Origin of the sequence: Clostridium sp. Marseille-Q5894 (genome assembly GCF_946902305.1) — a bacterium.
Lineage (GTDB): Bacteria > Bacillota_I > Bacilli_A > Erysipelotrichales > Coprobacillaceae > Thomasclavelia.
The window spans coordinates 194688-207545 of sequence record NZ_CAMPPT010000003.1; the positions used below are offsets into that span (position 1 = coordinate 194688).

Annotated in this window: 12 protein-coding genes; 1 reads left to right on the plus strand and 11 read right to left on the minus strand. The window is 30.6% G+C overall.

The window, feature by feature from the left end; translation table 11 throughout:
- Positions 1-7: 7 nt before the first annotated feature.
- From glmU to rnmV, 5 genes are all read right to left on the minus strand, one after another.
- A complete protein-coding gene (gene glmU / locus OC535_RS06555; RefSeq protein ID WP_498823444.1) occupies positions 8-1387 on the minus strand; it encodes a bifunctional UDP-N-acetylglucosamine diphosphorylase/glucosamine-1-phosphate N-acetyltransferase GlmU in 1380 nt (459 codons plus the stop codon).
- Between the two features lie 94 nt (positions 1388-1481).
- Entirely contained in the window at positions 1482-2339 is an 858-nt protein-coding gene (ispE, locus tag OC535_RS06560; protein WP_024721385.1) for a 4-(cytidine 5'-diphospho)-2-C-methyl-D-erythritol kinase, read from the minus strand.
- A 4-nt stretch (positions 2340-2343) separates the two neighbouring features.
- On the minus strand, positions 2344-3087 hold the full coding sequence (locus tag OC535_RS06565; protein ID WP_024721386.1) for a sporulation peptidase YabG: 744 nt from the start codon (positions 3085-3087) through the stop codon (positions 2344-2346).
- 27 nt (positions 3088-3114) lie between these two features.
- Positions 3115-3921, minus strand: a complete 807-nt coding sequence (gene rsmA / locus OC535_RS06570; protein ID WP_498823445.1) for a 16S rRNA (adenine(1518)-N(6)/adenine(1519)-N(6))-dimethyltransferase RsmA — start codon at positions 3919-3921, stop codon at positions 3115-3117.
- A gap of 10 nt (positions 3922-3931) precedes the next feature.
- Positions 3932-4453 (minus strand): ribonuclease M5, encoded by a 522-nt coding sequence (gene rnmV, locus OC535_RS06575; protein ID WP_024721388.1) that lies wholly within the window; start codon positions 4451-4453, stop codon positions 3932-3934.
- Between the two features lie 253 nt (positions 4454-4706).
- Here rnmV and OC535_RS06580 point away from each other — a divergent pair, with 253 nt between their 5' ends.
- A complete protein-coding gene (locus OC535_RS06580) occupies positions 4707-6044 on the plus strand; it encodes an MATE family efflux transporter (RefSeq protein WP_498823446.1) in 1338 nt (445 codons plus the stop codon).
- A gap of 38 nt (positions 6045-6082) precedes the next feature.
- Here OC535_RS06580 and OC535_RS06585 read toward each other — a convergent pair whose 3' ends face one another.
- The 6 genes from OC535_RS06585 to OC535_RS06610 form a co-directional block, all read right to left on the minus strand.
- Complete coding sequence (locus OC535_RS06585; RefSeq protein WP_024721389.1) at positions 6083-6367, minus strand: hypothetical protein; 285 nt, start codon at positions 6365-6367, stop codon at positions 6083-6085.
- A gap of 28 nt (positions 6368-6395) precedes the next feature.
- Positions 6396-6608 carry a helix-turn-helix domain-containing protein gene (locus tag OC535_RS06590; protein ID WP_024721390.1) on the minus strand — a complete coding sequence of 71 codons (213 nt, stop codon included), beginning with the start codon at positions 6606-6608 and terminating at the stop codon, positions 6396-6398.
- A 1-nt stretch (position 6609) separates the two neighbouring features.
- A complete protein-coding gene (gene whiA / locus OC535_RS06595; RefSeq protein ID WP_024721391.1) occupies positions 6610-7557 on the minus strand; it encodes a DNA-binding protein WhiA in 948 nt (315 codons plus the stop codon).
- Between the two features lie 8 nt (positions 7558-7565).
- Entirely contained in the window at positions 7566-8414 is an 849-nt protein-coding gene (gene rapZ / locus OC535_RS06600) for an RNase adapter RapZ (protein ID WP_498823447.1), read from the minus strand.
- A gap of 197 nt (positions 8415-8611) precedes the next feature.
- Positions 8612-9190 carry a uracil-DNA glycosylase family protein gene (locus OC535_RS06605; protein ID WP_498823448.1) on the minus strand — a complete coding sequence of 193 codons (579 nt, stop codon included), beginning with the start codon at positions 9188-9190 and terminating at the stop codon, positions 8612-8614.
- A gap of 112 nt (positions 9191-9302) precedes the next feature.
- Positions 9303-12794, minus strand: a complete 3492-nt coding sequence (locus OC535_RS06610) for a glycoside hydrolase family 3 protein (protein ID WP_498823449.1) — start codon at positions 12792-12794, stop codon at positions 9303-9305.
- Positions 12795-12858: the final 64 nt, after the last annotated feature.

Sequence of the window (12858 nt, forward strand, 5' to 3'; positions counted from 1 at the left end):
TTTTCTCCTATTTTCCTTTTTGATTTCTTTTTTCTTCCAATACTTTAGCATATCCATTTTTATTAACTTGACGCGCACGAGCAATAGCAAACGCATCATCTTCAACCTGATCAGTAATAGTTGAACCTGCAGCTATATATGCATTATCGCCTATTGTTACTGGTGCTATTAAATTACTATTACATCCAATAAAAGCATTATTACCAATAACTGTTTGAAATTTATTTTTTCCATCATAATTTGAAGTAATTGTTCCACAACCCATATTAACATTACTTCCAACTGTAGCATCACCAACATATGTTAAGTGTGATGCTTTGCTGCCTTTTCCAAAAACAGCTTTCTTCATTTCAACAAAGTTACCCATATGAGCATTTTCTAAAATATGACAATTTGTTCTCAATCGTGCAAATGGTCCAATATCAACACCATTTTCAATAATTGAATCAGAAATAACAGAAAATTTGATTTCTACATTATCCTTAACTTCTACATTTGTAAATTCACAGTATGGACCAATATGACAATTTGCTCCAATACTTGATTTTCCTTTGATAATACATCCTGGTTCAATAGTTGTATTAGGAGCAATAGTAACATCTACACCAATATAAGTATTGTCGATATCAATAATATTAACGCCATTTAATAAATGTTTTTTATTTACCTTTAATTGTAATGTTTTTGTGGCTTCAGCTAGCTCCACCCGGTCATTGATTCCACCTACCTCAGCTAAATCAGGAATCTTATAACCACCAACTTTTAGATTATCATCATTCATAATTCCAATGACATCTGTAATATAATACTCATTTTGAGCATTATCATTAGTTATTTTTTCTAATGCTTCAAATAGAGCAATATTGTCAAAACAATATTCACCACAATTCATTTCACTGATCTTAATTTGCTCAGGACTACAATCCTTGAATTCAACAATTCCTTTAACTTGATCATTTACTCTAATTACTCGACCAAATTTTTTGTCTAAATCACAATCACAAGTCATGATCGTTCCTTTTAATTGATTATCATTATGATAAGCAATTAAATCTTTTAATGTTTTGCTTGTAATTAATGGTGCATCTCCATTTAGTACTACTGTTGTTCCTGGTCTATTAGCCAATGCTTCTTTACATTGCATTAAAGCATGCCCAGTTCCCAATTGTTCTCTTTGATAGATAATATTTACATTATCTAACAATTTTTCAACTTCTTCAGCCTTATGACCTACAATTACATAGATTTCATCGACCCCAACATGTCTAAGTTCATCTACAATATGATTGATCATTGGCTTATATAAAACTTCATGGACAACTTTAGGTTTGTCCGATTTCATTCTGGTTCCTTTACCAGCCGCCATCACTACCGCATAAGTTTTCATCTTAACACCTCTTTAACAACAACATAATAACAAAAAATCCTCATTAATTAAAGAAAAAAAAGATAAAAAAGCTTATAATACAAAAAGAAATCACTTAAATGATTTCTTTTTCATTCAATATTTCTGTTTTTCTCACAAAATAATATTTTCCTTTAAAAAACTTAAACCCTTTTTCTAATATTATATCACTTCTAGTAAGTCCAAAAACACATGATCCACTACCAGACATTAATGCCCCATCAAACCCTATCTCTAACATTTCTTCTTTTATTTTTGCAATTTCAGGAACCATTTTAATAGAAGGTGCTTCTAAAGTGTTTTGTAAATTATCAATAACTGCTTGATAATCATTCTCTTCAATTCCCTTTATCATTAAATTACAATCTTGATGACTTATTTTATTTAAATTCAAACTATTAAATGATTTTTTTGTAGAAACACCTTTTCGTGGTTTAACTAACAGTACTTTACACTCAAACGGAACATCTATAAAGCTTAACTTTTCGCCAATCCCACTAACAAACGCTAATTTTTGGTATATACAAAAAGGAATATCTGCACCAATTTCTTTACCTAAGGCTGCCATCTCTTCATTAGTTAAATTTAAATAAAACAGTTTATTCATTGCTTTTATAACAGCAGCCCCATCAGCACTTCCTCCCGCTAAACCAGCCTGAGTAGGAATATGTTTATATACGTAGATCTTAACTCCTTTTTTTATTCCATAACGTTCTTTGATCAATGACACTGCCTTATACATAATATTACGCTGATCAGTAGGCATGATCTTACTATTAGACTCAATTTCAATTCCTTCTTCAATAGTATTAATATAAATTAAATCATGTAAAGTAATTGGTGCCATGATCATTTCTAATTCATGATACCCATCTTCTCTTTTTCTTACTACATCTAACGCTAGATTTATTTTTGCATATGCTTTTACTTTCATTATTTCACCTGCTTGTCGGATAAATTTTTCTTGCTACTCCCCTTGTATCGATTCCCCCAACTCCTAAATGTTTATTAGAAGTTTTAGCAACGATTTTTTCTAAATCAACATAATTTTTAATACTTGCATTAGCAATTTGACTAACAACAAAGACCGGATCCAAGGCATGAATATTTTTACGGCTTGGACTAGAAGCAAAATTAGCTCCACTAGCTAATAATAATTCATAGTATGACTGACATGCCCCTGCAAAAATAATCAAACTATCTTTATCATCTTGATATAGTCTAGCCTTGCGAATCGCTTCGACAAAATCTTTTGTATGCAAATAACTATTTATATTTTTTCGATCACCGTTTTTTTTCATTGCATCATGACCTGTAATAACTAATAAATCTGGCCTGTGTTTTTCTAAAAGCGGAATAATTTTATCTTTGATTTCATGTTCTTTCATATAATATCCATATACATTTATATTAAATTCTTTATATTTAGCTAAACACATTTCCAAATAATTTTTATCACCATCAATATGCAAGACACTGCCTTTTAAACACGGTTTATTCTCTACTATTATATCATTCTTTTCACTATTAAAATCACTTAATTCCAAATCACTTTCATCACTATCAGCAACTAAGCGATATTCTATTCCCGTCAAATAGTAAATGCCATCTTTAATATCCGTTATTCTAAAACAAATATCTTTACCATATTTTTTTCGGCAAACAATATCACCAATCTTCATCAATATCACCAATATATTATATGCATTCTAAACTTTATCGGTGATATTTTTAAAATCATCTAATGATAACTCCTCGCATCTTTTATTAGTATCAATTCCACAATCTAATAATATTTCATAAGCATTATCATATTCTTGTTTTAAATTGTTAAGTATTGTTTTTCTACGCTGCTTAAAGCATATATTTAATATATTATATAACTTTAAATTTGGATTTTTAATTAATGAAATTTTTATAATTGCAGAATCAATATGAGGAGCTGGTAAAAAAACATTTTTATTGACTGTAAATAAGTATTCAGTCTTACCCATATCTTCGATCATTAATAATAATGGATTTTTATATTTGCTGGTCATTTTTAACGCTACTTCTTTTTGTACCATAATGATCAATTCATCTATTTTATCATTACTAAAAATAACTTTTTCGATTATTGCTGTTGTAACATAATAAGGCAAATTTGCAACCAAATAGACTTGAGAATAATCTTGTTTTAATTTTTCAATAATTGGTTCTAGCTCTTGTTTAATAAAGTCACCAAAAATTATTTCAACATTATCGACATTCAAAAATTCATCATACACTGGTTTAAATCTTTCATCTATTTCAAAACAGATTACTTTTCCTGCATGACGTGCCAATATTTGCGTCAGAGCCCCTATCCCTGGTCCTACTTCAATTACAGCGATACTCTTATTTATATTCGCTTGAGCAACAATTTTATTTACAATATTTGCATCAATCAAAAAATTTTGCCCAAATTTTTTTAGAGCATTTAAGTTATACTTATTTAATATATATTTTGTTGTTGTAAGAGTTGCAATATCTTTCATTCGATTCACCTTAATTTTCTAGTTTTTTTAATATTTCATCTTTTGTGATTCCAACCATATTTAAACGTTTGAATAAAGTCTTAACATTTCCATATCCAAGATTAAACAATTCATAAACTAATAATCTTTTTTGTTTATTACCAATAATATCTAACTCTAAAAATTCTTTCCAGGTAATACTTTGTCTATCGGCTTCAAAACTAACCATATTCTCTAATGCAGCAATAACAGCTTCTTTTTTAGCTTCAGCAATCCCTAATTTCTTTTTACCTGTAGCATCCTTCTTTGATACAAATGCATGCTTACAATTTGGTACAGCGGCTTGAATTTGATCACGAATTTTTTTTCCAGGGTAATCAGGATCGGTTAAGATAATTATCCCTCTATTTTTACTGGCTTCTTTGATCAAGTCTAATGTTTTTTTATCTAGTGCTAACCCATGGGTTTCAATTGTATCTACTACAAATAACTCTTTTAACAAAGCTGTATCAGTTTTACCTTCAACTATTACTATTTCTTTTATTTTTTTCATTATTCCTCCCACACAACTCTAACCAAGATAATTATGGTTATTTATAATTATAACCTATTTATCATAAAATAAAAGATATGCTTTAGCTATTTTATGTTGCTTTATAAATAATATTAAATTATGTTGACAGTAATTGATTATTCTTGTATCCTATTTCTTGTAAATTAATAATTTGCTTTAATAAAGCTATAGCTTTTACTTGTTTCTGATTTATAAACAAGCAGCTGTAGCTTTTTTTATGAAAGGAGACTTTATGAATCAGGAATATAACAATATGGCTCATAAGCCAATCTTTCCTTTATTAATGAAAATGGCTATACCACCAATGATATCTATGTTGATTCAATCAATGTATAATATCATTGACAGTATTTTTGTAGCTAAATTAGGAGAAAAGGCTTTAACAGCATTATCTCTTGCATTTCCTTTACAAAACTTATCATTGGCTTTTTCTGTTGGTTTAGGCGTTGCCATCAATGCTTTGATTGCCCAAAATTTAGGTGCAAACAATAAAAAAAGAGCAGATAATATTTGTGATCATGGGATTTTTCTATCTTTGATCCATTCTTTGATTTTCGTTTTTATCGGTGTTTTTTTGATGAAACCATTCTTTTTAATTTTTACTAATGATTTGACTGTATTGAATTATGCAATTACATATGGCGGAATCGTAATTACCTTTACTTTTGGCTCGATAATTCATATAACTATTGAAAAAATGTTTCAGGCTACCGGAAATATGTTGATTCCGATGATATTGCAAATAATTGGGGCTGTAGTTAATATCATTTTAGATCCTATTCTCATTTTTGGAATCAATGGTTTTCTTGAATTAGGTGTTGCCGGAGCAGCAATTGCTACTATTATTGGTCAAATGAGTGCCTGTTTATTAGCAATTTTTCTATTTAGAAAAAAATCTGCTTTAAAAATATCTTTTAAAAATTTTAAACCAGAATTTCAAACTATCAAAGCCATATATTCCATTGCCGTTCCTTCAGGAGTTATGACTGCTATGCCTTCTATATTGGTGGCATTGCTGAATAGTCTTTTAGCTACAGTTAGTCAAACTGCGATTGCTTTTTTTGGTGTCTATTTTAAATTACAATCATTTGTTTATATGCCAGCAAATGGATTGATTCAGGGAATGCGTCCACTAATCAGTTATAATTATGGAGCGCAATATTTTGAACGGGTTAAAAAAATTATTAAGGTTTCAATAGTCGTTGTTTCAGTAATATTATGTAGTGGTGCTTTTATTTTTGTACTTTTCCCTAAATTTATTTTATCGTGGTTTAATGCGACTGATTCGTTAATTAGAATTGGGGTTATTGGATTAAGAATCTTTTCATTAGGTTTTATTATCTCGACTTTTGGAATCGTTATTTCTGGAGTATTTGAATCTTTAGGAATCGGTAAATATTCATTGACTATTTCATTGTTAAGACAGCTTGTGATTACTCTACCTCTAGCTTATATTTTATTATCACTGATGGGCTTAAATGGCGTTTGGTTATCATTTGTAATATCTGAATTTATTGCCAGTGTTACAGCTATAGTCTTATTAAAGAAACAATTAGCAAAATTTAAATAGACTCTGTCGAGTCTTTTTTATTCTAAATAAAAAGATGACTATTTATCATCTTCGTATTCTTTATAATCAACATCAATGACATCGTCATTACCTCGCTGATATTCTTCATGACTATAATAAGCTTTTCGTTTTTCTTCTGTTTTACGTTGAAATTCTTTATTAAATTCCTCTAAACGTTTTTGATATAAATATCTTTTTATCGATGACCAGATTACTAATACTGCTATAATAATCCAAGTAATTGGGCTAGTTAAAAGATTTAAAAGTAAACTTAATACAATTATAATAATCAAAATTACTAATATAGCATAATAAAATCCCATGATCTCAGCTCCTTAATTTATTAATATACTACTTAAATTCAAATAATTCCTTAATATTAATAGCAAAACCATCAGCAATCTTTTCAATTGACCGCAAAGAAATATTTCTTGTTCCTCTTTCAACATCAGAAATATAGTTTTTTGATAAACCACAACGAAAAGCTAATTCCTCTTGAGAAATATTTTGCTTTAACCGTATTTCTTTAACTCGATAACCAAATCTAATTTCAATTTTATCCATATCAATCATTCTCCATCTGAATTAATCGTTTAGCCTCTTCACTTATTTTTTTAAACCGATGATGTAATCCAGACTTACTAATAGTCTGCCCAGTTTCTTCATAATAAGCTTCCGTTAACTCCTTTAATGTCATTTCTGGATATTTTCTCCTGATCAATGCAACTGAACGCGTCTTTTCATCAAGCATATCAAGTCCCATAAACATTTCAATTATATTAATATCATCGATCTGTTTATTAGCGGTCGACAAGGACTTTATTTCATTAGCTATATCACAATTATTCCAGCGATTAACTGTATTTGACATATTTCGATCAATTCTAGTACTTTCAAAATTCATAACTGATTGACTAGCGCCTATTGCCCTTAAAAAATCTCCAATTTTTTCTGATGATTTTAAATAAACTACATACTTATTACGACGCTTTATTATTTTTGCATTTAATTCAAAATTATTCATTATCTTAGCAATAAAACCTGCAAACTCTTCTTCATTAAAACTCATTTCTAAATGATAATTCGAAGTTTCAGGATTATTAACACTTCCACATGATAAAAATGCTCCAGCTAAATATGCTCTAATACAACATTCTTTTGCAAGAATACTTTTATCAGGAATTAGATTAAATCCTAAACCATCCATTAATGATAAATCGTCTAAAATTTCTCTAGCTTTAGTAACCTTTAATATATAGACATTATTTTTCTTTAATTTCATTTTGCGTGAAACCAAAAACTCTATTTGTGGGTTATATTCTTCCTTTAACATTTTATGAATCTTAGAAGCAATTTTAGCATTTTCTGTTCTAATCGTTAAAGAAAGACCATAACTCGATAGTGATAATGTACCATTAATTTTGATTACTGCACATAGCATTGCTTTTTGACAACATGATTCAAAATCATTAAAAACTACTTCTTCTTTAACAATTCGCGAAAAGGATATCATAATAACTCCTAATGATCAGCATCTCGATGTAAACGATGTACTTGATAAAACTTACTATAATAATCTGCAAAATAATTTGTTAAAGTAACTGAACGATGTTGTCCTCCGGTACAACCAATACCAATAATTAAATGCATTTTACCTTCTCTTTCATACTCTTTTAATAAATAATCAAATAAATCTGTCATCTTCTTGATAAATACTTTTGTTTCTTCTTTTTCTATAACATAATCATAAACCGCTTTATCATTTCCGGTTAATGTACGTAATTCTTCTATATAAAATGGATTTGGTAAAAAACGAACATCAAATAATAAATCAGCATCTTTAGGCACACCATGTTTATATCCAAATGATTCAAAAGTAATTCTAAACGGATCTACTTTTCCACTACTAAAATAGTCTTCTAAAAGATTTTGAAATCTACTTCCTTTTAATTTTGTAGTATCAATTGATAAATTAGCTAATTTAGAAATCGGCTCTGCCAATCTTCTTTCAAATTCAATTGCTTCTAATAAAGAAGAAGCTTTATTAGAAATAAGCAATGGATGAGATCGTCTCGTTTCTTTATATCTTTTAACTAATACCTCATCGTCACAATCTAAAAATACTACTGATAAATGAATCCAGTCTAAATTAGATAATAATCTAATCGCTTTTAATGCATCATCTAGGCTTACTGCCATAGCAACCCTTTGATATTTAGAATCATCTTGTACCAATTCTGCAAACTCAGTTAACAAAGCAACTGGGTAATTATCAATACAACGAAATGCTAAATTTTCAAAACAAGCCATTGCACTAGTTTTTCCAGCACCTGACATTCCTGTAACAATTACAATCTCTACTTGATCCATCACCTTCACTTCACTTTCTATAATTATTTTATCAAATTTACAACGATAAGTGTACTTTATTTTTAGCTTTTTCTCAACTACTTTGATAAATATTTTAACTATTATAATTAAATTAATTTATCTTTTTAGCATAATTTTAAAAATTTTAATAGTTGAACTAATTACTTTCTATCATAATTTATAAACATAATAAAATTTTATATATCTAAAACTTTACGTACTGCTCTTTTTAATTCTTTAACTCTTTCAAGTTCAAACTCCGGGTTAGCTTTAAACCATCTTACATTTAATGGTGAAGGATGTGGTAAAACAAAAGCTTTTTTATCATATAAAATTTGATCATTGAATATCAAATCTTTAAAATCCTGATTAGGGAAAAATTTTTTAGCAGCATAACTTCCAATAATTATATATAATTCATTTTCAACTAATGATATTTCCTGCTTTAACCATCTATCACTGCAACATTTAGGTGGCAAACGATCTCCACCGCTTTTTGCTTTACCAGGATAACAATGGGCTAAAGATGTAAGATAAAAATTTTCAGGATCATAAAAAGTCTCTTCATCAAGATCATACCACTGTCTTAATTTCTTTCCACTTAAGTCATTAAAGGGTTTTAAGGTGTTATGCACATTTAACGAAGGTGCCTGACCAATTTGCATTATTTTAGCATTTTTATTTCCCCAAAACACTGGACGTAATTCATGCTCGACTTTTTTATTACAGATACGACACTTTAATATTTCTTCCTTTAATATGTTAAATTTATCCACTTTATCACTACCTTTGATTTTTATAATAACAAAATTTTTTTATAAATAACAGTATTAATAATGTAATAGAAAAAGCATGAAATTAAATTCATGCTTTTCTTATTGCATTTTTTTATTTATGTGCTCTTCTTTTTTTGTTTGCTGCTAATACTACTGTTGCTAATGCTAATCCTGCTACTGAGTATCCTAAGCTTGCACTATCTCCTGTCTTGATACTTGCTGTTGTATCTCCTGCTTTTACTGCAGTGTTTGTTACACCTTCGTTTACTGATGTACTTGGTACTTCAGCTTCTACTGCTGCTTCTACTAATCCTTCGATTGCACTGCTTAGTGCCTCTGCTGCAGCATTTACTTCTTCTTGTGTTGCATTAGCATTTGCCATTGCTGTATTTGCATTTTCTAATGCTAAGCTTACTGCTGCCCATGATTCTGGACTATAGCTTGCTGCATTTAATCCGTTTACTTTATTGATCAAGTCATTTAATACATCTTTATTTGGTATTAATCTTAAGTTTAAATATGCTCTTATTAATCCATCATATGCTTCATCTACTTCTTCTTGGAAGGCATTTTCATCTGCTAAGACATTATTTGCTGTTTCTAATTTTGCTGCAAATACTTCCCATGTTGCTTCTGTATACAATGCTTCATCTTTTCCGTTTACCATATTTACTAGTGAACGTAATGCTGCTTTATCTCCTTTGATAAAGTCTAACATTTGAATTGCTGTTGCTAATCGATCAAATGATGCATCTACTGCTTCTTGACTAGCTGCAGCATCTGCTAACAATGCTTTTGCTTCTTCTAATGCTGCATTGAATTCATTTGCTACTGCTGGTACTACTTTTGCTAATTCTTCTTCACTTACATTGTTTGCTACTTCTACTGCAATTGATAATGCTACTTTATTTACTGTTGATACTGCTGATTTTGCTGAACTTAAGAATTCATCTAATCCTGCATGTTGTGTGAATGCTCCGATTTCTACTTCAACACCGTTTTCTACTCCGATTTTCTTGAATTGTGTTGAATCCATGATTACATTCAATACATTGCGTGTTGCTTTTTGTAAATCTCCTAATGGAAGTGTTACTCCTGTTGCTGCTGCAATTGATGCTGATGATCCACCTGGCATGATCAAGTCATTTCCGGCATGCATTGAGTTTACTGGTGTTGATTGTCCTCCACCCCAGTCTGTCATGATCAATCCATTGAATCCCCATTCTCCTCTTGCTAAGTCTGTACATAGATCATAATCATCTGCTGCTGGCATTCCATTATTTAAGTTGTATGATGTCATGATTCCTAATGGATTTGATGTTTCTACTGCAATTTCAAATCCTTTTAAATAGATTTCTCTTAATGCTCTTTCACTGATTGTATTATTTACTGCATTACGATTGTTTTCTTGGTTATTTCCTGCATAGTGTTTGATTGTTACACCGATACCTTCATGGCTTTGTACACCAATTGTTGTTGCTGCAGCTGTTACACCAGCTACCAATGGATCTTCTGAATAATATTCAAAGTTACGTCCACATAATGGATTTCTATGAATGTTCATTCCTGGAGCTAACCACATTGTTACTCCCATTTCTACCATTTCTTCTCCAATTGCATTTCCAAATTCTTCTGCAACATCTTTATCCCAGCTTTGTGCGATTAATGTTCCGATTGGGAATGCTGTACAATATTGATAATATGTTGTTCCATTTTGTGTATAGCTTTGTGTAATACGGATTCCTGCTGGTCCGTCTGCTAATACGATGTTTGGAATTGTTCTTGTTTCATAATATCTGCTTGTTGTTTCACCAGCTGCTCCTTGTACTGAATTACTTTGAGCTCCGATGATTGGTGTATTACTTCCACCCCAACCAATTCCTTCTACGATATATGACATTTCTTCAATACTTAGACTTGCTAAGAATTCTTCCATACTTACATTTCCTTGATATACATCAAGTAATGTTGGGTTTTCCATTGTTTTTTCTACTACTACGATATTTTCTTCGTATGGTTCAATCAATTGACTTGGTGTTGTATTGTTTCCACTTGGTGTTCTTGTATAACGTGGATTTGCTTCTTGATCTACTGCTTCATATTCACTGTCTTCAAATACATATGTTGTTACACTTTCATCATCATATTCTGATGCGTTGTTTTCTGTTTTGATATCTGCTGCATTTATTGTGAATCTTTCTGCAGCTGCAATTTCTTCTGCCTCTCCCGCATATGTATATGGTGCTACTCCAGCATTTGATAAAAGATCAATCTCTTCATCTTGCACCATTTGATTGCTTAATTGTTCTGTTGTAGCTGTAGTATCTAATGTGATTACTCCGGCTACGCTTGTATTTCTTGAACTGTTTCCTACTCTTACTACATAATCTCCAGCTTCCATGATATAAGCTGCTCTTTCTTCTGAGTATGAAGACATTTCTGTTGTTTTATATGATACTGTTAATGTTTGTGATTCTCCTGGTTTTAACTCATCTGTTTTTCCATATGCTGCTAATTCCTGATATGGTTTTTCTAATTCTCCATCAGGAGCTGAGAAATATACTTCAACTACTTCTTTTCCAGAATATTTGCTTCCTACATTTGTTACTCTTACATCTACTGTTACATTTTCAGCATCTACTGTTACATCTGTTACATCTAGATTGAAATCTGTATATGATAATCCATATCCAAATTCATATGCTGGTGTTACATTGAATGTATCAAAATAACGATATCCTACATAAATATCATCTGTATAATCTTCTTGTGTAACTTCGTTATCATTAGCTCCAAAAGTTTCAGATGATGAATAATCTTCATAGTTTACTGCCCATGTATCTGTCAATTTTCCAGATGGAGTTACTTCACCGTTAAGTACTTTAACAACAGCATCTCCACCGCGCATTCCTGCTTGTGACATTAAGAATAATGAATCTAATCCTTCGATTTCATTAAAGAATTTTGTATCAATAACTCCACCTACATTCAATACCACAATAGCATTTTCAAAGTTAGCTGCTACTTTTTCTAAGTTAGCTCTTTCAATATCTGATAATTGATAATCACCAGTTGTATTTGTTCTATCTCTACCTTCACCAGAATTACGTGCAATTACATAAACTACGGTATCTGTTCCATTGACTTTAGCTTCTTCAATTTGGGCATCTGTAATTTCTGTCTCATCTACAAATGGAGCTCCCCACATTCCGCCACCATTTCCACCGTTTTCATCAAAATATGTTTCGTATTCACTTAACCAGCTTTCAGAAGTAACATTATATCCAGCATTTTTAAATCCATCCCATACAGTTACTACAGAACGCTGATTAACATCACCAGAACCTGTACCACCTTTTACAGTTTCAACAGCTCCTTTACCAAATAATGCAACATTTCCACTCTTTGCCATTGGAAGCACATTATTTTCATTTTCTAATAAAACCATACCTTGGGTAGCTAAATTCATAGAAAGTTCAGCATTTCTTTCTTCACGTGAAGAAATACTACCATCAATTGTCTTTGCAAATGCAGGTATTGCACTAGTTACTGCAAGTGCCATAGACATTGAAGTCGCTAAAACTCGTTTACAAGTCTTTTTCATATATTTTCTCTCTCCTCCTATAATTAATCGTAATATACTGTCAACCAGTTATAATGAATGCGCG